Annotated in this window: 18 protein-coding genes, 1 tRNA gene and 1 pseudogene; 7 read left to right on the top strand and 13 right to left on the bottom strand. The window is 73.6% G+C overall.

What is annotated here, in order from left to right; translation table 11 throughout:
- The first annotated feature begins 76 nt into the window (after window positions 1–76).
- Window positions 77–1198 carry a helix-turn-helix domain-containing protein gene (locus tag ACZ6Y7_RS02010; protein WP_465755924.1) on the top strand — a complete coding sequence of 374 codons (1122 nt, stop codon included), beginning with the start codon at window positions 77–79 and terminating at the stop codon, window positions 1196–1198.
- A gap of 118 nt (window positions 1199–1316) precedes the next feature.
- Here the strand turns inward: ACZ6Y7_RS02010 and ACZ6Y7_RS02005 are convergent, their stop codons facing one another.
- The 7 genes from ACZ6Y7_RS02005 to ACZ6Y7_RS01975 all read right to left on the bottom strand — a co-directional run bounded on the left by ACZ6Y7_RS02005 (window position 1317) and on the right by ACZ6Y7_RS01975 (window position 8152).
- Window positions 1317–2090, bottom strand: a complete 774-nt coding sequence (locus tag ACZ6Y7_RS02005) for a MerR family transcriptional regulator (protein ID WP_465755923.1) — start codon at window positions 2088–2090, stop codon at window positions 1317–1319.
- A gap of 192 nt (window positions 2091–2282) precedes the next feature.
- On the bottom strand, window positions 2283–3509 hold the full coding sequence (locus ACZ6Y7_RS02000) for a hypothetical protein (RefSeq protein ID WP_465755922.1): 1227 nt from the start codon (window positions 3507–3509) through the stop codon (window positions 2283–2285).
- A 145-nt stretch (window positions 3510–3654) separates the two neighbouring features.
- Complete coding sequence (locus ACZ6Y7_RS01995; protein ID WP_465755921.1) at window positions 3655–4746, bottom strand: LPXTG cell wall anchor domain-containing protein; 1092 nt, start codon at window positions 4744–4746, stop codon at window positions 3655–3657.
- 362 nt (window positions 4747–5108) lie between these two features.
- The gene (locus ACZ6Y7_RS01990; protein WP_465755920.1) at window positions 5109–5699 is read right to left on the bottom strand and encodes a flavodoxin family protein; all 591 of its coding nucleotides are present in this window, start codon (window positions 5697–5699) and stop codon (window positions 5109–5111) included.
- Window positions 5700–5859: 160 nt separating this feature from the next.
- Window positions 5860–6744 (bottom strand): NAD(P)-dependent oxidoreductase, encoded by an 885-nt coding sequence (locus tag ACZ6Y7_RS01985; protein WP_465755919.1) that lies wholly within the window; start codon window positions 6742–6744, stop codon window positions 5860–5862.
- A gap of 124 nt (window positions 6745–6868) precedes the next feature.
- Window positions 6869–7303: a YunG family protein gene (locus tag ACZ6Y7_RS01980; protein WP_402216297.1), complete on the bottom strand. Its 435-nt coding sequence runs from the start codon at window positions 7301–7303 to the stop codon at window positions 6869–6871.
- Window positions 7304–7582: 279 nt separating this feature from the next.
- On the bottom strand, window positions 7583–8152 hold the full coding sequence (locus ACZ6Y7_RS01975; RefSeq protein ID WP_465755918.1) for a GlcG/HbpS family heme-binding protein: 570 nt from the start codon (window positions 8150–8152) through the stop codon (window positions 7583–7585).
- A gap of 145 nt (window positions 8153–8297) precedes the next feature.
- Between ACZ6Y7_RS01975 and ACZ6Y7_RS01970 the strand changes: the two genes are divergently transcribed.
- Window positions 8298–9731, top strand: coding sequence for a sensor histidine kinase (locus ACZ6Y7_RS01970; RefSeq protein ID WP_465755917.1), 1434 nt, complete (start codon window positions 8298–8300; stop codon window positions 9729–9731).
- Entirely contained in the window at window positions 9728–10375 is a 648-nt protein-coding gene (locus ACZ6Y7_RS01965) for a response regulator (protein ID WP_465755916.1), read from the top strand. The genes ACZ6Y7_RS01970 and ACZ6Y7_RS01965 overlap by 4 nt, the downstream gene beginning before the upstream one ends.
- A gap of 505 nt (window positions 10376–10880) precedes the next feature.
- Here ACZ6Y7_RS01965 and ACZ6Y7_RS01960 read toward each other — a convergent pair.
- Window positions 10881–11480, bottom strand: coding sequence for a hypothetical protein (locus ACZ6Y7_RS01960; protein ID WP_465755915.1), 600 nt, complete (start codon window positions 11478–11480; stop codon window positions 10881–10883).
- Between the two features lie 223 nt (window positions 11481–11703).
- On the opposite strand from ACZ6Y7_RS01960, the gene ACZ6Y7_RS01955 reads away from it, so the two are divergent.
- Both ACZ6Y7_RS01955 and ACZ6Y7_RS01950 read left to right on the top strand, forming a co-directional pair.
- The gene (locus tag ACZ6Y7_RS01955; protein ID WP_465755914.1) at window positions 11704–12486 is read left to right on the top strand and encodes an alpha/beta fold hydrolase; all 783 of its coding nucleotides are present in this window, start codon (window positions 11704–11706) and stop codon (window positions 12484–12486) included.
- 172 nt (window positions 12487–12658) lie between these two features.
- A complete protein-coding gene (locus tag ACZ6Y7_RS01950) occupies window positions 12659–13774 on the top strand; it encodes a nucleotide disphospho-sugar-binding domain-containing protein (protein ID WP_465755913.1) in 1116 nt (371 codons plus the stop codon).
- 75 nt (window positions 13775–13849) lie between these two features.
- On the opposite strand, the gene ACZ6Y7_RS01945 is transcribed toward ACZ6Y7_RS01950, so the two are convergent.
- Window positions 13850–13923: transfer RNA gene (locus ACZ6Y7_RS01945), tRNA-Gly, on the bottom strand.
- A gap of 277 nt (window positions 13924–14200) precedes the next feature.
- Here ACZ6Y7_RS01945 and ACZ6Y7_RS01940 point away from each other — a divergent pair.
- Together ACZ6Y7_RS01940 and dcd are read left to right on the top strand one after the other, a co-directional pair.
- Window positions 14201–14422, top strand: coding sequence for a hypothetical protein (locus tag ACZ6Y7_RS01940; protein ID WP_174315667.1), 222 nt, complete (start codon window positions 14201–14203; stop codon window positions 14420–14422).
- A gap of 71 nt (window positions 14423–14493) precedes the next feature.
- On the top strand, window positions 14494–15069 hold the full coding sequence (dcd, locus tag ACZ6Y7_RS01935; RefSeq protein ID WP_270145836.1) for a dCTP deaminase: 576 nt from the start codon (window positions 14494–14496) through the stop codon (window positions 15067–15069).
- 131 nt (window positions 15070–15200) lie between these two features.
- Here dcd and ACZ6Y7_RS01930 read toward each other — a convergent pair whose 3' ends face one another.
- The 4 genes and pseudogenes from ACZ6Y7_RS01930 to ACZ6Y7_RS01915 all read right to left on the bottom strand — a co-directional run bounded on the left by ACZ6Y7_RS01930 (window position 15201) and on the right by ACZ6Y7_RS01915 (window position 21000).
- On the bottom strand, window positions 15201–16091 hold the full coding sequence (locus ACZ6Y7_RS01930; protein WP_465755912.1) for an alanyl-tRNA editing protein: 891 nt from the start codon (window positions 16089–16091) through the stop codon (window positions 15201–15203).
- An 85-nt stretch (window positions 16092–16176) separates the two neighbouring features.
- The gene (locus ACZ6Y7_RS01925) at window positions 16177–17190 is read right to left on the bottom strand and encodes a Yip1 family protein (protein ID WP_465755911.1); all 1014 of its coding nucleotides are present in this window, start codon (window positions 17188–17190) and stop codon (window positions 16177–16179) included.
- 204 nt (window positions 17191–17394) lie between these two features.
- Window positions 17395–18468 (bottom strand): annotated as a pseudogene (gene manB / locus ACZ6Y7_RS01920) (mannose-1-phosphate guanylyltransferase); the annotation flags it as partial.
- A 306-nt stretch (window positions 18469–18774) separates the two neighbouring features.
- Window positions 18775–21000, bottom strand: a complete 2226-nt coding sequence (locus ACZ6Y7_RS01915) for a (Fe-S)-binding protein (RefSeq protein ID WP_465755910.1) — start codon at window positions 20998–21000, stop codon at window positions 18775–18777.
- Window positions 21001–21166: the final 166 nt, after the last annotated feature.

The following is a 21166-nucleotide window of genomic DNA, read 5'->3' as shown; positions in this document are numbered from 1 at the left end:
GGTTCGAAGAAATTTCCGGGGTGGCCGGGAGGGCTACACTCACCGGGATTCCGCCACCCGTGACCAGGGGGTTCGCATGGCCGAGCAGCACGCCGGGAGCCACCGCGCGCAGGACTCTGGGAGCCACCGCGCGCAGGACGCCGGGAGCCACCGCGCGCAGGACGCCCGGAGGACGGCACCCGGACCGGTGGCCGTGGCCATCGGCCGGCGGCCGGAGCCCGTCCACGACGTCGCGGTGTACGCCTTCGAGGGCATGGCGCCGTTCGAACTCGGCGTCGTGGTGGAGGTGTTCGGGCTGGCCCGGCCCGAGCTGGCCGGCCTGCTGGCCACGCCCTGGTACGGCCTGAAGGTGTGCGCCGACCGGCCCGGGACGGCACTGGACACGGTGGGCGGCTTCGCACTGACCGCCCGCCACGGACTGGACGAGCTGGCCGCCGCCGACACCGTGGTCGTCCCCGGGGTGCCGAACGCCTTCGGCGGCGGGATCTCCCCCGGGCTGGTCGCGGCCCTGCGCACGGCGCACGAGCGCGGCGCCCGGATCGTGTCGATCTGCTCCGGCGCCTTCGCGCTGGCCGCCGCCGGGCTGCTGGACGGCCGGGAGGCGACCACGCACTGGCGGTACGCCGAGCTGCTCCAGCAACGCCACCCGGCGGTGCGGGTCAATCCGGACGTGCTGTACGTGGACAACGGGGACGTGCTCACCAGCGCGGGCAGCGCGGCCGGGATCGACCTCTGCCTGCACCTGGTCCGCCGGGACCACGGCGCCAAGGTCGCCAACACGGTGGCACGCCGCTTCGTGGTGGCGCCGCACCGGGACGGCGGGCAGGCCCAGTTCATCGAGGCGGCCGTCCGCCCGGTCGAGGAGGAGGACGACGGGATCGTCCGCAGCATGCAGTGGGCGCTCGACCACCTGTCGTCCCCGCTGACCGTCCCGGTGCTGGCCCGCGCCGCCCGGATGTCGGACCGCTCGTACCTGCGGCACTTCACCGCCCGCAACGGGACCAGCCCGATGCGCTGGGTCGTCACCCAGCGCATCGCCGCCAGTCTGCCGCTGCTGGAGTCGCCGGACGGGACGGTGGAGGAGATCGCCGCGGCGGTCGGCTTCGAGAGCTCCGCGACCTTCCGGCACCACTTCGGCCGGGTGATGCGCACCTCGCCGACCGCCTACCGGCGCTCCTTCGGGCGCGGGGTGGCGTGAGCGGCGTTCGGGCGTTTGCTCCGGCGTGAGCGGCGTCCAGCCGGGAGCAGCGTTCCGGCGTGAGCGGCGTTCCGGCGTGAGCGCCGTTCGGGCGTGAGCGCCGTTCAGGCCCGCTCGTTCAGGCCCGCTCGTTCCGGTCGGCGTTGGCCACGATGGCGTCGTGCAGCCACTGCGCCAGTCCGGGGGCGATCTTCTCGTACGTGTCGGTCCAGCGCGGGTCCGAGACGTACAGGCAGCCCAGGCCGCGGTGGATGGTGTAGGTGCAGTCGTAGAAGTTCCGGCAGATGTGCTGCCGGTGCGCCTCGGCGAGGTCCATGGCGACCGTGCCGTCGGCGGGCTCGCCGGCGGTGAGCGCCTCGGCCAGGCCGGCGTTGAGCTCGGTCATCTCGGCCTGGATCCGCTGCCAGTCGGCCTTGGAGTAGCCGCCGGTGCGGCGCTGGGACTCGGCCCAGGCCGCAGTGTCGCCCCAGCGCTGCTCGGCCTCCCGCTCCCAGTCCTCCTGGTAGCCCTCGCCGAAGATCTCGAACTTCTCCTCCGGGGTCAGCTGGATTCCCATTCTCCGTGCCTCCATGGCGTGTTCGACGGCTGCGGCGAGGTCCTGGAGGTGCCTGATCCGGTCGGTCAGCAGCCGGTGCTGCCGCCGGAGGTGCTCGCTCGGACTGACCGAGTGGTCGTCCAGGATCGCCGCGATCTCCTCCAGGGGGAATCCGAGTTCGCGGTAGAAGAGGATCTGCTGCAGCCGGTCGAGATCGGAGTCCGCGTACCGGCGGTAGCCCGAGCGGGTACGGCCGGCCGGGGAGAGCAGGCCGATCTCGTCGTAGTGGTGCAGCGTGCGGACGGTCACCTTGGCGATCTTCGCCACGGCGCCGACCGAGTAGCCCTCATCGGTCATCGGAGTTCCTCCCTGGTGCTGACCACCACCCTCGGCTCTCACGTCGCGTGAGAGTCAAGCCCGCTTCCCGGTGCGCCGGACTCCCGGGCCCTCCCGGGCCCGGGGCGCGGGGCGCGGGGCCCGGGCTCGGCGGACGCCGGGTGGAGCGGACGCCGGGTGGAGCCGATGCCGGGGTCTCCAGCGTGCGCCTCCTCAGGCGTCGGCGCCGACCAGGGCCCGCTCGCGCCGCCGGGCCGCCCGGCGTCCGCCGTCGCCCTGCGCGGTGGTCCGCGGCCGACGCGGCTGCTGGGTGGGCCAGAGCAGCACGTAGGCGGCGGAGACCACCACGAAGGCCAGCCGGACGAAGCCGCGGGCCGAGTCGGACGGCAGGAACAGCGTGCCGCCGTACAGCGCGGCCAGCGCGATCCAGCTCCACCACGGGACGAGCCGCTTCTGCCCGACCGCGTCCCAGAGCAGGGTGCCGAGCAGGATCGAGGCCGTGTAGTACGTATAGACGCTCGGGTCGAGCAGGATCCGGGCGTCCGCGCCGAGCAGCACCACGGCCGGCCAGCGGCCGCGCCACACCGCGAGGCAGCCGAGGCCGATGCCCAGCGCGAACTGGGTCGGGCGGTCCCACCAGGGGGTGGCCGGGTCGGTGACCCCGAACCAGCGCAGCGCGGAGGCGGGCTGGTTGGGGATGGTGAACTTGGCCGCCGCCATGGTGTCCAGGTTGCCCAGGTAGAACGGCAGCCAGGCGACGGCCACCAGGGCCGCGAACCAGAGCGCGGTGCGCAGCCAGGTGGGCCGGGGCAGGGCCAGGATCAGCGGGGCGAAGGCGATCGCCCACGGCTTGGAGTCGACCGCCAGGGCCAGGAAGATCGCGACCTGGGTGGGCTTGCCGCGGGCCAGGGCGTGCGCGGCGAGCGTGGTGAAGAACAGCGCCAGGACATCGTCCAGGTGCGCGAAGCGGACCGAGACCTCGACCCACATCGGGATGAAGGCCAGCCCGGCGATCAGCAGCCGTTGCTGGAGCCGGCGGTGGTTGGTGCCCGTCCCGAGGTAGTACAGGGCGGCGGTGCGGCCGACCAGCACCAGCATCACCAGACCGAGCGCGGCGCTCGCCGCCTCGGCGACCAGCTGGCCGGTGTGCGGCGAGAACGGGGCGGTGAGCCGGGCCGCGGCCAGACTGACCGGACCGATCTGCAGCTCCGGGTGGCGGGCGTAGAGCGACAGGCCGCCGTCGGGCTGGCCGCTGAAGAGCAGCTGCTCGCCCTGGCGCAGGTAGTGCCAGGAGAAGCCGCCGCTCGGCTCGACCAGGAGGAACCAGAGCACCGTCCAGGCGACCAGCAGGACGTGGTGCCTGCGCAGCGGGAGCCCCGCGATGCGTCCGGTCGCCGCCTCGTAATCCGTGGTGGTCCGTGCCGTGCGTGCTACCCGCACCTGTCCTCTCCCCGCCGGTTCCGCCCCCCTCCGGCCGGACATCCTATGTGACGCAGGAGTACCGCCCGTGCCGCCCGCGTGGCCGTCCGGTGGACGGTGCGAGCGGCACGGGAGTGCCCGGGAAACCCCGGAACGACCCTCCGGGTCAGCTGTGCTGGCCCGACTTGCGGCGGCGCAGCACCACGAGGGTGCCGACACCGGCCAGCAGGACGGCGCCGCCGGCGGCCGCGATCGCGGTGGTGTCGTCGCCGCCACCGGTCTGGGCCAGGGACTTGTCCGCGTTGGCGGCGGTGGTCTTGGCCTTGCTCACACCGGCCGGGGTGATCTTCGGCGGGGTGACGTTCGGGGGCTGCACCGGGAAGTCGATCGGCTGCGGGGCGTCGGTGCTCTCGGACGGAGCCGGGGCGGCGGTGGTCGCGGACGAGGACGGCGAGGCGGTGCCGGTGGCCGAGGTGGTCGGCGCCGGGGTGGTCGGCTCGGTGGTCGGGGTCGCGGTGGCGGTGGCCGTCGCGGTCGGGGTCGCGGTGGGCGTCGCCGTGGTGGTCGGCGTCGCGGTCGGGCTCGGCTTGCCGGTCTTGGTCGGGGTGGGGGTCGGGGTCGGCTTGCCGCCGCCCGCCTTGATGGTGAAGCCCGCGCCCTTGATCCCGTCGCAGCTGAAGTGGCCGTTGTCGTGCTCGTCGTTGGCGTCGGCGGAGAAGACCACCGGCACGACCCCGGCCTTGCCCAGCGGGGCGTCCTTGGTGAAAGAGGCACGGACCTTGATGTCGAGGTGCTTGCCCTGGGCGAGGTAGAGCAGCGCGTCCTCGGCGGCGTCGCCGCTGTCGGTCACCCCGCCGAGGAACATCAGCACGGCGCTGTCGTCGCCGTCGCCGCCGCCGGGGGCGACCACGGCGGTCTTCCAGGTGCCGCCGGGCATCTGGTACTCGAGCTTGAGGTCCTTCGCCTTGAGCGAGCCCGCCTTGTTCTTGAACTTCAGCAGCGGGTAGGCGACGAAATCGGTCTTCGTCGCGTTGTCGATCCGGTAGGTGAACTCGTGGGCGTCACCACCGGCGAAGAAGGTGCCGGGAACGCCGTGCACCGAGAGGTCGAGGCTCTGGTGCCCGGCCTTCTCCGCCGGTGCGGCGGCGGACGGGGAGCCGGTGGTGCCGACGGCCATGGCGCCCTGGGCGCCGGCCAGCACGAGCGAGGACGCGAGCGCGGCGGCGCCGGCGAGGGCAAGACTGCGACGAATGGACAAGGAGACCTCACGGACGTTTCCGGGCGAGGCCCGGGCGCGAGGGGGCGGCCGCAGGCGCCGCGTCCCCCCGCGAAGCTGAAAGTGCGACGGAGAGTACCGAACGACCGGGCCGGTCCGGAAGGCGGGTACCGCTCTGGGGCCGCGACGCGGCATCCGGCCGCCCGATTCGTCCAACTCCGTCCGGCGGCAAGGCTTTTGCACTTTGCCAAAAGATGACCGGGGGTGACGGGTACACGCCCGGACGACCGTACCGCAGCCGGGGGCCGCCGGCGCCGCCGGGGGCGGGGGCCGTAGGGGCGCGGGGGCCCTCGGGGGCGGCGGGCCGTGGGGACCGTCGGGGCCGTGGGGACCGCCGGGGGCTGTCAGTCGGCGAAGAAGGACTTGGCGGCGATCAGCGCCCGCTCGTCGCGCAGGACGTCGCCCGGGCGGGTGCCGTTGCCGAGCAGCGCGCCGCCCCAGCGCATCCCCATGTACTCGGCGGTCAGCCGGAGGGTGCCGATCAGCGGCTCGGCCTTGTCGTCCTCGGACGCGAGGGCGGTGACGCCCCAGACGGTGCCGCCGCGCATGCCGGCCCGGAAGTCCACGTCCGGCACCCGGAGCCACGCGGACCAGTGGTCCAGGTAGAGCTTGGCGCTGGTCGGCAGCGAGTACCAGTACAGCGGTGCGACGAAGACCAGGTCGGTGGCCGCCAGGGTGGCGTCCAGCAGGGTCCGCTCGTGGCCGACCGGCTCGGGGTAGCGGCCGTCGCCGGTGTGCCGCAGGTCCTGGAAGGGCGGCAGCGGGTGCTCGCTCAGCCGCAGCCAGCGCTGCTCCGCGCCGGCCGGCAGGCTCGACTCGGCGGCCAGCCGGGCGAGTTGCGCGGAGTTGCCGTCGCGGCGGGCACCGGCGTCGAGGAACAGGAAGCGGCGCGGCGCCTCGGGGCGTGGCTGCTGGTCGGACGGCTGGTCGGACATCGATACTCCCCCGGTCGGGTGCGACGGACGGAGGTGCGAGCGGTCGTCACGCGCCGGTTATTCCGCGCCCGCGCCCGTACCGGCGCCCTCGCCTTCACCCGCGCCCGCGCACGCGCCCCCGCCGGTCACACCTCCGCCCTGCCCGCACCCCGGCCGGCGGTCAGGCGGGCAGGCCGGCCCGGCGGCGGGCGACGGCGGCGACCGCCGCCCAGTCCTTGTCCCCGTCGCCGTGGGCCAGCGCGTCCAGGAAGGCGTCCCGCAGGATGCTGCCGAACGGCAGCGGGACGTGCCGGGCGGCCCCCGCCTCCAGGGCGAGGCCGACGTCCTTGAGCCCGAGCGGCAGCCGGAAGCCGGCCGGCTCGTAGCGGCGCTCGGCCACCATGGCGCCGTAGCCGGAGTAGATCGGCCCGGGGAAGAGCGTGCCGGTCAGCATCTCGATCAGGTCGGTCGGCCGGACGCCGTTGGCGTCGGCCAGGCTGCAGGCCTCGGCCATCGACTCGATCGCGCAGGCCAGCAGGAAGTTGGTGCTGATCTTGGCGGTGTTGGCCTGCCGGGGGCTCTCGCCGAAGAACCAGGTACGCTGCCCCATCGCGGCGAACAGCGGCTCGGCCCGGGCCAGCAGGTCGGCGGCGCCCGCGGCCAGGATGTTCAGCTCGCCCGCCGCCGCCACCGGCGGCCGGCCGAGGACGGGCGCGGCGACGTAGCCGATGCCGTGCTCGGCGTGCAGCGCCTCGGCCCGCTCGGCGAGCGCGAGCGAGACGCTGGCCATGTTGACGTGCAGGGTCGCCCCGGCACCGGCCAGCAGGGCCGGGTCGAGCAGCAGACGCTCGACCGCGTCGTCGTTGGCGAGCATGGAGACCACCGTGTCGGCGGCGAACACCTCGGCGAGCGAGCCGGCCGCCTCCGCGCCGTCGGCCACCAGGGCGGCCACCGGTTCCGGCGAACGGTTCCAGACCCGTACGGCGTGACCGGCCCGCAGCAGGCTGCCGGCCATGCCCCGACCCATCGCGCCCAGCCCCACGAAACCGACCGTCGTCCCGGCCATCCGCGCACTCCCGTCGCCGTTGTCGTCCGCTGTCGTCCGCTCGTCGTCTCCGACGACCTCACCGTTGGTTCGCGGCCGACTGTACGTCAGGAATCCGCCCGGGCCGGCCGCGCCGACCCGGCGGTCAGGCGCAGGCGCGGGCCGGGGCCGGCCTGCTGCTGCGGTGTGCGGCGGCGGCCCCGCGCTCCAGCTCGGCGACCACCCGGCTGCGCAGCAGCTCGTACTGGGCCTGCAGCCGGCCGGGGCGGGCCGGGCGGGCGACCGGGCGACCGGGGCCGACCAGTTCGTCCGGCCCGAACTGCTCGCGGGTGAGGTCGATCTCGAAGCCGGTGGCGAAGCGGTTCCACCAGTGGAGGTCCGTGCGGACCCCGTCGACGTACACCTCGCCCATCATCAGTTCGCCGCCGAGCAGGTCGTGCAGCACCATCGCCGTCACGCCGCACTGGCCGCGGGCGGGATTGTCGGGACGCCAGTGGGCCAGGTCCTCGGGCGCACAGGTGTCGACACCCCAGGAGGAGCGGATCGCACGTTCGATGTCGTTGAGGGTCCACGCCGTCATACCGGGAAGCCTGCCACGCGGCACTGACAGCGGCAGCGGCTTTTCGAAGGGTCACCCCGTGTTCTGCGGCGACCCTCCCGGCGTTCACCCGAACGAGTCACTGGATCCTCGTCCCGGAAACGGGCGGCGCGGAGCCCCTGCCCCGAGCCGAGGGGGCCGAGAGCGGCCGGGCCCGCCCGGGGACAGGACCCCGGGACAGGCCCCCGGAACGGCGGCCCGGTCAGCGGCTGCCGGCCGGGCCGCCGGTGCCCACCCGGTCGGACGGGCGGGGCGGCGGTGTCACTTCGCCAGCGCGGCGACGCCGGCCTGCGCGAACTGCTCGTCCAGGTCGCCGCTGGGCGCGCCCGCGACGCCGATCGCCGCGACCGGAGCGCCCTTCGCCTGCACCGGGGCGCCACCGGCCAGGAACAGCGTGCCCGGGATGTCCTTGAGGTTCGGGGCCTGGGCCAGGCGCTTGGCCAGCTCCGAGGTCGGCGCGTTCCAGGAGACGGCCGTGAAGGCCTTGCGCTCCGCCGACTGCGGGGACTGCGGGCCGGCGCCGTCGCCCTTCAGCAGCACCCGGGTGACGCCGTCCCGGTCGACGACCGCGATCGAGACGTGCTGGCCGGCCTTGGTCGCCGCGTCCAGGGCCGCCTGGGCGGCCCGGGTGGCGGCGTCGACGGTCAGGCCGGTGCTCTCGATGAGGTTCTTGTTCTGGGTGTCGGCCTTCACCGCGGCGGAGGCGGCCGGGGCGGCCGGGGTCTCGGTGGTCTCGGCGCTGGCGGAGACGGCGCCCACGGTGGCGGCGGCGAGCGCGGCGGCGGCGACGGTCCCGGTCAGTACCCGGGTGCGCACGGAGGTCTTCTTCATGGTCCAGCTCCTCAATGACGGTCCTGCGGGGCGGTGCGGGGGATTGGGGGCCGCCGGGCCTCGGGGGTGCCCGGCGGCGTGGTTCGATCCTCCGGCCGGGAGCGGGTCCGCCACATCGACGGTCCGGCGCGGGCGTCCGGGCCCGATGGGGGACGGCGGCGTCAACCGATCGGCTGATGCGGGACGGGGCCGGACGGGTCACCATCGAGGGATCGGCGCAGGTCAGTGCGGATCCGCCGGCCGTGCGCCGCACCCGGCGCCGAGCACCGCACGCGTCGCCCCGCGCCGCAGCCCGCGCCGCCGTCCGTTCGACCAGGAGCCACCCGTGTCCCACCCCCGCCCCGCCACCGGCCGTCCGGGCCTCCCCGGGGCCGCCGGACCCGGTGGGGCCGCCGCCCGTGACGCCGGGGACCCGGACGCGGGCCGGCTGGCGCTGCTGCTGGACTCCGCCTTCGTGGTGCTGCTGGCCGCCTCGCTCAACCGCTACCTCTCCCACCACTCCGGTAGCGCCCAGGCCCCCTGGGTGATCGGGCTGAGCATCGCGCTGGCCGTCGCCCAGCCGGCCGGCTCCTGGCTGGACCACCACCGGCCGGCCGGCTCGGGCCGGGGCCGCCGGTGGCCGCCCGCCCTGGTGGTCGTGCTCTGGGTGGTGCTGGTGCTGCTCGCACCGAGCTTCGCCTGGTGCGCCGTTCCGTTGATCTACACCGCGCTGCGGGCGCTGCCCGCGAAGGCGGCGATCCCCCTGGTGGGCACCCTGACCCTGCTGGTGGTGATCGCCGAGGTCCGGCTGCCCGGGGGCGTGGACGCCACGCTCGTCCTGCTGCCGCCCGCGGTGGCCGCGCTCGCCACCGGCGTCTTCCTCTTCATGGCCCGGCAGGCGGCCCGGCAGCGCGCGCTGATCGCCGACCTGGTCCGGACCCGGCGCGAACTCGCCGCCACCGAGCGGCGGGAGGGCACCCTGGCCGAGCGCGAGCGGCTGGCGATGGAGATCCACGACACCCTGGCGCAGGGCCTGTCCAGCCAGCAGATGCTGCTGCAGGCCGCCGATCGCACCTGGGACGCCGATCCGGCCACCGCCCGTACCCACGTCCGCACCGCCGCCGAGGTGGCGGCCCGGAACCTGGCCGAGGCGCGCCGCTTCGTCCACGACCTCGCGCCGGCCGAACTCGCCGACGGCCGTACGCTCGACCGGGCGCTGCGGGCCTTGGCCGGGAGGGAGTCCGCCGAGAGCGGGCTGCCGGTCCGCTTCCATCTGGACGGCGTGCCCGTTCCGCTGCCCGCCGCCACGCAGTCCGCGCTGCTGCGGATCGCCCAGGGCGCGCTGGCCAACGTCCGCGAGCACGCCGGGGCGTCGGCGGCCGCGATCACCCTCTCCTTCCTCGGCGACCAGGCCGTCCTGGACATCGCGGACGACGGGCTCGGGTTCGACCCGGCGGCCGCGGGCACCGGGGGCGGGCGCGGGTACGGACTGCCCGCGATGCGCGCCCGGCTGCGGCAGCTGGGTGGCACGCTGACCGTGGAGAGCGCCCCCGGCGAGGGCACCGTCGTCTCCGCCGCGATCCCCCTGGAGCACCGATGACCACGCCCCCGGCCCGTACCGCCCCCGTCCGGCTGCTGGTCTGCGACGACCACGCGGTGGTCCGGGCCGGCCTGTTGGCGCTGCTGGCCAGCGCCGGCGACATCGAGGTGGTCGGCGAGGCCAGCACCGGGGAGGAGGCGGTCGCGCTCGCCGCCCGGCTGGCGCCTCAGGTGGTGCTGATGGACCTCCAACTCGGCCAGGGCATCGACGGCGTGGAGGCCACCCGGCGGATCACCGCCGCCCCGGGCGGGCCGCACGTGCTGGTGCTCACCACGTACGACACCGACGCCGACATCACCCGGGCGATCGCCGCCGGCGCCACCGGCTACCTCCTGAAGGCCGAACGGCCGGAGGAGCTGTTCGCCGCCGTGCACGCGGCCGCGCACGGCCGGACGGTGCTCTCCCCGCCCGTCGCCTCCCGCGTGATGGCGCAGATGCGGGCGCCCGCGCCCCAGCTCACCGAGCGCGAGTCGGACATCCTGGAACAGCTGGCGCAGGGGCTGGGCAACCGGGAGATCGCGCGGGCGCTGTTCATCAGCGAGGCCACGGTGAAGACGCATCTGGGCCGGATCTACGGCAAGTTGGGCGTGGACACCCGCGCGGGCGCGGTGGCGGTGGCGAAGGAGCGCCGGCTGCTGCGCTGAGCCCGCCGCGCGCTCCGGCCGCCCCGGCTGCACTGGGCGCTCGCGCGGTGTCACTGCGTGCTGCCATGATGCTCGGAATGTCGGGTTCCAGGCCGGCGCGTGAACGGCGCGCGGGTCCTCCCCGGTGTACGCGTCCGGCGGTCGACGCCCCGAAGGACCCACAACTGCCTGGTCCAGCGCCTGTCGAGGCACTCCGGGGCGGCCCCCCACAATGTGGATGTTTCGTGGATCCCACTATTGACAAACCAACCACGCGGTTTGTTAGCGTGAGGTCAACGACGTCCCCGGGGGTGGGGACTCGCCGGGGCCTGTGCGGACCGCTCTCGCCGGAGGGCAGCGCCAGGGGGGAACGGCGAGGCTGCCGGGGTGTCGGGGGGAGCGGCGACGCCGAAGCCGCGCGACGAGGCGGCGTGGAGCGGGTCCGGGGGGACTCGCTCCACGCCTCCCCCGGTCCCCGCCGCTCCCGCCGCTCCCGCCGCTTCCTCCCAGCCGCGCCGACCGTCGGCTACGCCCACGCGCTCCAGTACGGGCAGCACACGTACGGCAGCGGCGCCGGCGCGCGGACACCGACCGCCGGTGGCACCGGGATCCGCTCCGAACGGGCCACCCCGGGCGAACGCGCGGTCAGCCCGGCCTCGCCCGACTCCCCGAAGCGCAGCGCCAGTCGGTAGCCGTCCCGGGTGGTCGCCGCGACCCCGGGCCGGTCCGGATCGGTGTTCAGCGCGGCGATCGTCCCACCGAGCCGCCGCCAGTGCCGTTCCACGACACCCGCCAGCACCACCCGCCGGGGCAGCGAGACGACGGTGAGGATGTGGCGCCCCCGGGTGACGTACCAGAGCACCCCCGAGCCACCCCCCGGCCGCGGCAGCCGCGCGCCCGCCCGGGGTGCCGCCTCCTGCCAGGCCGGCGCCGGATCGATGGCGTCCACGGTGTCCCGGAGCAACGTCTCGCAGCGCTCGGCGGCGGCGAGTTGATCGATCGCCGGCTCCGGCTCCCGCCCCGTCCACCGCAGCGCGGCCGCGACCGGCACCCCGCCCGGGCTCCCACCGCCGGAACAGCCGCCGCCCGGGCCTCCGACGTCGAGTTCGGCACCACCTGACCGCACAGGGCCCTCCGCACTCCTCCCGGCGTTCAACCCGGGCTGACATCCCGTCACTGCGTGGACGGCGGACGGGTGCGGGCAGTTCCACCGCAGGCTCGTCACTCCTCGAATTGCACCGCACGGTGCAGTTGAATCATTGCTCTGCACTGTGTAGTTTACTTCTCGTGCCGCCGACGGGAACAGCCCGCCGAACCCGCGGCACCGAGACCTCCGGAAGGACACCGTCATGCCCACCATCACCGTCGGCACCGCCCGCATCCCCTACCGCGTCGTCGGCGACGGCCCCGACACCCTCGTCCTGGTCCACGGCACCGGCCCCGGCTCCGGCATGTGGGACGGGCTGCTCGACTCCTTCACCGACCGTTACACCGTGCTGTTGCCCGACCTCTCCGGCAGCGAAGCCGCCGAGGACGACGGCGGCCCGCTCACCCTGGAGACCCTCGCCACCCAGGTCAACGCCGTGATCGACGACGCCGGCCGCGGCCCCGCCGACGTCGTCGGCTTCTCGCTCGGTGCCGTCGTCGCCACCGCGGCCGCCGCCCGGCGCCCCGACCAGGTCCGCCGCCTGGTCGCGGCCGCCGGCTGGATCAGCGCCGAGCAGGACGAGTACCTGCGCCTGTCCATGGCCACCTGGCTCTCCCTCGCCGACCACCCGAGCGCCTTCGGCGGCTACGCCACCCTCACCGCCTTCAGCAGCGGCTTCCTCGACCGGATCGGCCGGGCCGCCGTCGAGGCCAACACCGCCTACATGCGGCCAACTCCCGGCACCCTGCGGCACATCGCCCTCGACCTCGACCTCGACCTCACCCCGCTGCTCCCCCGCGTCCAGGCCCCGGCCCTGGTGATCGGCTGCACCCAGGACGCCACCGTCCCGGTGCGCAACGCCCGGCGCCTGCACGCGGCACTCCCGGGCAGCGTCTACGCCGAGTTCGACACCGGCCACGTCGTCCTCGCCGAGGAGACCGAGGCGTTCACCAAGACCGTCCGGGAGTTCCTCGACGCCGCGTGAAGCCCACCGGGGCGGGGCGGCGGACGGATCTTTCGAGCAGACCGCCGCCCCGATGACAAGCCCCTGATCAAAAAGGCCGATTACCGCGCATGGTGATCCCCGTCGAATTGACTGCACGTCAACTTCCGAGGTGAGACTGCCTTGTCAGTGTCACCGGCAAGGAGCAGACCCCATGCGCATACTCTTCACCGGCCCCGCCGCGGCCGGCCACCTCTTCCCCATGGTGCCGACCGCCCAGGCGCTGCGCGCCGCCGGGCACGAGGTCCTGTTCGCCTGCGGGCAGCCGCTCGACCAGCTCCGCAGCGCCGGCTTCCCGGTCGTCGAGATCGGCGACGGACGCGGCCTGCGGGAGATGTTCGAGGAGCACCAGGGCGGCAAGATCGAGTACGTCGCCGAGGACAAGTCGCAGGAGGAGATCTTCGACAGGGCGGCCGCGATCTTCGCGCACGCCTCCCGTCCCGCCGTCGACGACCTGCTGGCGGCCGCCACCGGCTGGGGCGCCGACCTGATCGTCCACGACTCCTTCCACGCCGCTCCGCCGCTGGTCGCGGGCCTGCTCAAGATCCCCTCGGTGGTCCACAACTTCGGGGTCAGCGCCGGCCTCCCGATGGTCGACCGGCTCGCCGGGTACGTCACCGACCTCTACGAGCGGCACGGCCTGACCGGCCCGGCCACCACCGCCGCGCTCAACCTCGGCCCGCTCGGCGGCGACCCGGACGGCCTGCCGATGCGCTACGTCCCCTACAACGGCGGCGGCGTCGTCCCGACCGAGTTCCTCCGCCCCGCCGACCGGCCGCGGGTCGTCGTCACCCTGGGCACCGTCCTCGCCGAGCTCGACGGCGTCCGGGCGGTGGTACGCCTGGTCGAGGCGGCCGCCGAGGTCGACGCGGACTTCCTGCTGGCCGTCGGCGGCGCCGACCTCGCCCCGCTCGGCACCCTGCCCGCCAACGTCCGCGGGCTGCCCTGGGTGCCGCTCAACGAACTGCTCGGCCGCGCCGACGCCTTGGTCCACCACGGCGGCTCCGGCACCATGCTCACCGCCCTCCAGGCCGGCCTGCCCCAGCTGCTCCTCCCCCAGGGCGCGGACCACTTCGCCAACGCCGAGGCCATGACGGCGAGCGGCGCCGCCCTGAGCTCCACCTCGGACGCCGTGGACACCGCCCTGCTCACCCGCCTCCTCACCGACCCCGACCTGCGCGAGGCCGCCCAGCGGGTGCGGGCGGAGAACGACGCCCTCCCCACCCCGGCCGCCCTCGTCCCCACCCTCGAAGCCCTCACCACCCGCTGAACCGGGCGCCCACGGCCCGCCGCGGGACCCGGACAACACGAAAGCCGCAGGTCAGAAGACCTGCGGCTTTCGATATGGAGCGGGCGACGAGAATCGAACTCGCGCTCTAAGCTTGGGAAGCTCATGTTCTACCATTAAACTACGCCCGCCTGATGAGCCGTCAGAGACCGCTCGATCCAGTGCCACTGTACCCCATCCGAGACTGTGGTTGCACAGGGGGTTCGGGTGCGCGGCGGAGCCGGGTGGGGGTGGGGGCGGGGGCGTACTGTGTGGGCCGCGTACGAGTGCTCCGGCGGGTGGGGTCGCGGCGGCGAGCCACGGTGAGGAATGTCCGGAACATCCCCTAATGTGACGCTGTCCCGGGGCTCGGGTCGCCGGGGCGTGTGAGTACGGGTGAGTACTGGGTTAGGGATGGGAAGGGGATCGATGGAGCAGCGCGCCGTCGTTCGTTGTGCCGAGGGGCACCTGTTCAGCACCACCACGTTCCCGATGCAGAACCTCGGTCCGGGCCGGCTCGGCCCCGGGCGGTTGATCCGCTGTCCGCAGTGCGGACGGCTGCGGAGTTCGGTGCTGGCCGACGTGCGGGAGCTGTCGGAGCCGCAACTGGCGCGGGCGATGCGGCTGGAGGCCGCGGAGTTCCTGGCCTGACGGCACGCGGACGGGCGGACGGGCCCCGGACGGATTCGTCCGGGGCCCTTTCTTGCACGTAACCTCGAAGCGTGCTGCTCTCTGACAAGGACATCCGGACCGAAATCGACCTGGGCCGGGTCGTCATCGACCCGTTCGACCCGGCGATGATCCAGCCGTCGAGTATCGACGTGCGCCTCGACCGCTTCTTCCGCGTGTTCGAGAACCACAAGTACCCGCACATCGACCCCTCCGAGGAGCAGCCGGACCTCACCCGGCTCGTCGAGCCGGAGGGCGACGAGGCGTTCATCCTGCACCCCGGCGAGTTCGTGCTGGCCTCGACGTACGAGGTCATCACGCTGCCCGAGGACGTGGCCTCCCGGCTGGAGGGCAAGTCGAGCCTGGGCCGACTGGGCCTGCTCACCCACTCCACGGCGGGCTTCATCGACCCCGGCTTCAGCGGCCACGTGACGCTGGAGCTGTCGAACGTCGCGACGCTGCCGATCAAGCTGTACCCGGGCATGAAGATCGGGCAGCTCTGCCTGTTCCGCCTCTCCTCGCCGTCGGAGCACCCGTACGGGTCGGAGCGCTACGGCTCGCGCTACCAGGGCCAGCGCGGCCCGACGCCGTCCCGCTCGTACCTGAACTTCCACCGCAGCCAGGTCTGATCGCCGCAGCGGGCACCCCCGGACACCGGGCAACGGACAGCGCACAGCGCACAGCGGACGACGGGCACCGGACAGAGCGCATGCGGACGGGCGGCCACCCCCACCACGGGGGTGGCCGCCCGCGGCGTTCCTCAGGCCCGCTTGGGACGGGTGACGGCGACCAGCTCGGTGCCGTCCTCGGACAGCCGCAGCTCGGTGCGCAGCTCGGCCAGCTCGCCGAGGTGGTGCAGGTGGGTGCCGCCGCAGAAGATCTGCGCGCCGCCCTCGGGCAGCTCGCAGTGCCACTGGCGGCGGGCGGTGAGCTCCGGGCCGGGCACCTCGATGCGGACTGGGGCGTCGGCGGCCACCCAGGCGGCGAGCCGCGCGTTGACGTCCTCGGTGAGGGCGGGCAGGGCGTCGGCCAGGGCGGGGAACTCCTCGGTGGCGTCCGCCGTGAAGCCCTTCTTCTTGAGCGACTTGCCGAGCCGGTAGGTGTCGGTGCTGGCCTCGGTGTCCATCACCGAGCTCGCCATGGCGAGGCTGTCGAAGTCCGGGTTGCCGAAGGCGTCCGAGCGGCCCGGGTCCTTGCGCCAGCGCGGGGCGAGCGCGGCGTTGAGGGCGAGGGCGAGCAGGTGGCAGCCGCTGTGCGAGGCGCTGAGGGCGCCCCGGCGGTCGGCGTCGACGGCGAGCACGGCGGTGCGGCCGACGACGTCCCCGGGGTCGGTGTCCAGGACGTGCAGCACCAGCCAGGACCACTCCTCGTCGCCGCGCCGGACCGGGATGTCGGCGCCGACCAGCAGCGCGTCGTCCTCCGGGCCGACGGCGCCGGTCAGGCAGTCGACGACGGACAGCTCGGTGCCGTCCACGGTGAGGGTGCCGAGGTCGGCGGGCTGGTCGGGCCAGGTGTGGTCGAGCGGGTGGAACGGGGTCGCCGCGGTCACGACGGCGTACCGGCCGTCGGCCAGCGGGTGCACCGCGAGCACCGGGGACTCGCCGGTCACCGCCCCGGCCGGGAAGCTGACGTGGGTGGTGGGGAGGGTCATGCCTGGCTCCGGTGGACGTGGGACGAAGGACGGTGGACGGGCCCCGGCGCTCGGCCGCGGCCCGTCCCATTCTGCCCTTCGTCCGTCAGCCCAGTGTCGGCAGCTTGATCAGCACCAGCAGCGCGAGCAGTTGCAGCGCCGAGGCGGCGGCGGCCTTGCCCCAGGGCAGGTCGTGCAGCCGTCGGACCATGCTGGTCAGCAGGAACGCGCAGAGCCCCCAGGTCGCCCAGCCGACGACCTGGACCACGACGCTGCCGGAGGGCAGCACCAGGTCGAGCAGCAGTCGGGGCGCGTCGGTCAGCCAGCCGATCAGCGCGGCCAGGCCGACGGTCGACTTCCACGGGCCGTCGCCGCCCAGCTGGCGGGCCAGCCCGTAGGTGACCGCGCCGAACAGCGCGCCGGCCACGGTGAAGCCGATGGCGGCGGCGAGGATGCCGGTCAGCGCCACCGTGAAGGTGGAGTTGACGATGTCGTCGTGGGTCAGCCCGATGCCGAGCACCGCGAGCGCGCCGTACAGCAGCGAGACGGTGAGGGCGGGCAGCCAGACCTGGTGGTCGCGGGTGCGGTCGAACATCGCGGTCGGACTGCGGAAGAGGCCGACGAACAGCTCGCGCCAGTGCGGCCGGGGGCCGGCCACGTGCGGGGAGGACTGGCCGCCGGCCCGGTAGACGGCGACGTTGTCCCGGCCGTACGGCGCCTGCTGCGGCTCGTAGGGCTGCTGCTCGTACGGCGGGTACTGGGCGTACTGGTCCGGGTACCGGCCCTGGTCCCAGTACTGGCCCTGGTCCGGGTGGCCGCCCCGGTCGTCGTACCCGTGGTGCGGCGGTTGCTGCTGCCCGTACGGGCCGCCGCCCGCGTACGGGTCGCCGGTCGGGAACGCGCGGGTGCTGCCCGGTCGGTCGGCCGCGTACGGGTCGTGCCCGGCGCCGGCCGCGCCCCCCGGTCCGTCGGCGGCGGCCGGGTGCGGGGCCGTGAAGTACTCCGGCCCGTCCGTCCGCCCGTACCCCCCGGGCGCCCCCGCCGGCGGGGGCAAAGGCGCCGACCACCCGCCGTGCGGGCGGTCGGCACCCTGACCGCTGTCGTATCGATTACCAGCCACGCTCTGAAGGTACCCGTCCGGCCCAAGCCGCGTGGGCCCCGGACGGAGCCGGGGCCGGTTTGCAGCCAGGCTGAGACGAACGGGGCCGAAAGCCCGCCCTGGGATCCCGGGGCGGCCCTGGGGCGCCGGCTACCGCTGCGCGGTGACCGACGGCCCGTGCACCGCCGCCGCGGCGCTGGTGCCGGCCGGGCAGCCGCCCGGGCCGGCCGAGGTGCGGACGGCGCCGACCGGCAGCAGCGTGCCGCAGGCGATCCGGATGCCGTTCGGCAGCTCGTTGTCCGGCTCCACGATCGCGCCGTCGCCGATCACCGCGCCGTCCAGCGCCGAACGGTCGCCGATGCTGGCGTAGGCGCCCACGATGGAGTCCTTGACCAGGCTGTCCGGGCCGATCACGGCGCCCGGCAGGATCACGCTGCCCTCGACGATCGCGCCGGCCTCGACGACCGCGTCCTCGGAGACCACGGTGCCGCAGCTGAGCACCGCGCCCGGGTGGACGGTGGCGCCGGGCAGCAGCAGGGCCTCACCGGTCGGTCCGGGGACGGCCGGGGAGTCGACCTTGCCGAGCACCAGGTCGGCGGAGCCGCGGACGAACGCGGCCGGGGTGCCGAGGTCCAGCCAGTAGGAGGTGTCGACCACGCCGCGCAGCAGGGCTCCGCCGGCGAGCAGCTCGGGGAAGGTCTCGCGCTCGACGGACACCTCGCGGCCGACCGGGATGCGGTCGATCACGGAGCGGGTGAAGACGTAGCAGCCGGCGTTGATCTGGTCGGTGACGATCTGCTCCGGGGTCTCCGGCTTCTCCAGGAACTCCAGCACCCGCCCGTTCTCGTCGGTCGGGACGAGGCCGAAGGCGCGCGGGTCCTCGACCCGGGTCAGGTGCAGGGTGACGTCGGCCCCGGCGGCCACGTGGCCGTCGCGCAGGGCGGCGATGTCGACGCCGGACAGGATGTCGCCGTTGAAGACCAGGACCGGCTCGTCGGGGCCGCAGGTCAGGCCGGAGGCGGCGTTGCGGATGGCCCCGCCGGTGCCCAGCGGCTCCCGCTCGGTCAGGTAGACCAGCTCGATGCCGTACGGGGTGCCGTCCTGGAAGTGGTCCTCGAACACCTCGGCCAGGTACGAGGTGGCCAGTACCACGCGGGTCACCCCGGCGGCGGCCGCACGGGCCAGCTGGTGCGCGATGAACGGGACGCCTGCCACCGGCAGCATGGGCTTGGGGGTGTGGGTGGTCAGCGGACGCAGTCGCGTGCCCTTACCACCGACCAGCATGATCGCCTCGGTCATGGTCTGCGCTGTTCCCCTTGTGGTCTCTGCGGCCCGGCCCGGCGGGCCGATGTCTCCGTCGGTGTGCTGGACCCGTCCGGAACGGGTCGACCGGCTCGGAGCCGGTCCGGCGCCTACTGTATTTCCTTCCGACCGAATGCCCGTCCGGCCCCTGTGCGACGGACGTCACCCCCGGTTCGCCCGCCGTACCGCCGCGGGCCGTCGGAACGGGCCAAAAGCCCGGCCCGGCGGGCGCGTTGGCGGCGTCCACCGGGCCGGGCAGTTGTAGCAGAACTGTCGAACAGCGGGGCTGTCCGGCGGGGGACGCTACGCGTCCACCGTCGCGGGCCGCTCCTCGGTCTCGGCCGGCGGAGTGGCCTTCACGGAGTCGAGCAGCAGCTGGGCCACGTCGACCACCTTCAGGTTCTCCTTGGCCGCGCCCTCGTTCTTCTTGCCGTTGACCGAGTCGGAGAGCATCACCAGGCAGAACGGGCAGGCGGTGGAGACGATGTCCGGGTTGAGCGACAGCGCCTCGTCCACGCGCTCGGTGTTGATCCGCTTGCCGATGCGCTCCTCCATCCACATCCGGGCGCCGCCGGCCCCGCAGCAGAAGCCGCGCTCCTTGTGACGGTGCATCTCCTGCTGGCGCAGACCGGGGACCTTGTCCATGATCTCGCGCGGCGGGCTGTAGACCTTGTTGTGGCGGCCCAGGTAGCAGGGGTCGTGGTAGGTGATCAGGCCCTCGACCGGGTTGACCGGGACGAGCTTGCCCTCGTCGATCAGGTGCTGCAGCAGCTGGGTGTGGTGGATCACCTCGAAGTGACCGCCGAGCTGCGGGTACTCGTTGGCGATGGTGTTGAAGCAGTGCGGGCAGGTGGCCACGATCCGCTTGGTCGGGGCGTCCTCCAGCGCGGCGTTCAGCGTCTCGACGTTCTGCGCGCCGAGCATCTGGAACAGGAACTCGTTGCCCAGGCGGCGCGGGGAGTCACCGCTGCAGGTCTCCTCCTTGCCGAGGATCGCGAACTTCACGCCCGCGGTGTGCAGCAGTTCGGCGAAGGCCTTGGTGGTCTTCTTGGCGCGGTCCTCCAGGGCACCGGCGCAGCCGACCCAGTAGAGGTACTCGACCTCGGCCGGGTCGATGTCCTCGCCGATCACCGGCACCTCGATGCCGGTCTCCTTCTTGAGCTCCTTGACCCAGTCCAGGCGCGCCTTGGTGGCCAGGCCCCACGGGTTGCCCTTGTTCTCCAGGTTCTTGAGCATCGTCCCGGCCTCGGTCGGGAAGTTGCTCTCGATCATCACCTGGTAGCGGCGCATGTCGACGATGTGGTCGATGTGCTCGATGTCCACCGGGCACTGCTCGACGCAGGCGCCGCAGGTGGTGCAGGACCACAGGACGTCCGGGTCGATGACGCCGTTCTCCTCGGCGGTGCCGATCAGCGGGCGCTCGGCCTCGGCCAGCGCGGCCGCCGGAACGTCCTTGAGCTGCTCGGGGGTCGCCTGCTCGGTGCCCTCCATGTCCTTGCCGCCACCGGCCAGCAGGTACGGGGCCTTGCCGTAGGCGTGCTCGCGCAGGCTCATGATCAGCAGCTTCGGCGAGAGCGGCTTGCCGGTGTTCCAGGCGGGGCACTGCGACTGGCAGCGACCGCACTCGGTGCAGGTGGAGAAGTCGAGGATGCCCTTCCAGGAGAAGTGCTCGACCTGGGAGACGCCGAAGACGGCGTCGTCGGCCGGGTCCTCGAAGTCGATCGGCTGACCCTTGCTGGTCATCGGACGGAGCCCGCCGAGCGCGGTGCCGCCGTCCTCCTCGCGCTTGAAATAGATGTTGAAGAAGCCGAGGAAGCGGTGCCAGGCCACACCCATCGAGGGGTTGATGCCGATGGTGATCGCCCACGCGAACGAGATGCAGATCTTCAGCATCGCGAACACGTAGATCAGGTTCTCCAGCGTGCCGTGCGACACCCCGTCGAACGCGGCGACGATCGGGTAGGAGACCAGGTGCTCCAGCCCGTACGAGTCGACGTTCTCCAGGGCGCCTTCCAGGCCGCGCAGCATCAGGATGCAGATGCCGATGCCGAGGATCGTGTACTCGACGTAGAAGGCCTGCCAGGCGATCGAGCCGGCGAAGCGGGACTTGCGGCCGGACCGGGACGGCAGGCTCAGCAGCCGGATCACGATCAGGGTCGCGATGCCCAGCGTGGTCAGGGTGCCGATCAGTTCGACGAAGAGCTGCCAGACCGTCCAGCGCCCGATGACGGGCAGCGCGAAGTCGGCGTCGAAGAGCTGGCCGAAGGCGTTGACCAGGGTCAGCACCAGGCTGAAGAAGCCGACCGCGACGAACCAGTGGGCGATGCCGACGATCCCCCAGCGGTTCATCCTGGTGTGGCCGACGAACTCGACCGCGACGGTCTTCACGCGCTGGGCGGGCTTCCCGAAGCGGGTGGAATCCGGCGCGCCGGTCAGCACCACCTTGAAGATGTGCCACGCCGCACGGAGGGCGAGCGCGGTGCCGATCACGAAGGTGACCAGCGAGATGACGATCGCTGCTAGTTGCATCGCTCTCCGTCTCCTGCGGCTTGCGGTTGAGCAGTGTCTGCGGGTCCTGCGGGTCCTGCGGTTCCCGGTCCTACGGAGCTGAGTGTACTGGTCGGTAACTTGCCGGGCCGACGGCCCGGACATTACCGGTCGGCAACAGTTCCCCAGAAGCTTCCCAAGCTATGGC

The sequence above is a fragment of the Kitasatospora sp. NPDC053308 genome (assembly GCF_055585785.1).
Note: the sequence above shows the minus strand (reverse complement) of the source record. Positions and strands in the feature narration are given on the sequence as shown.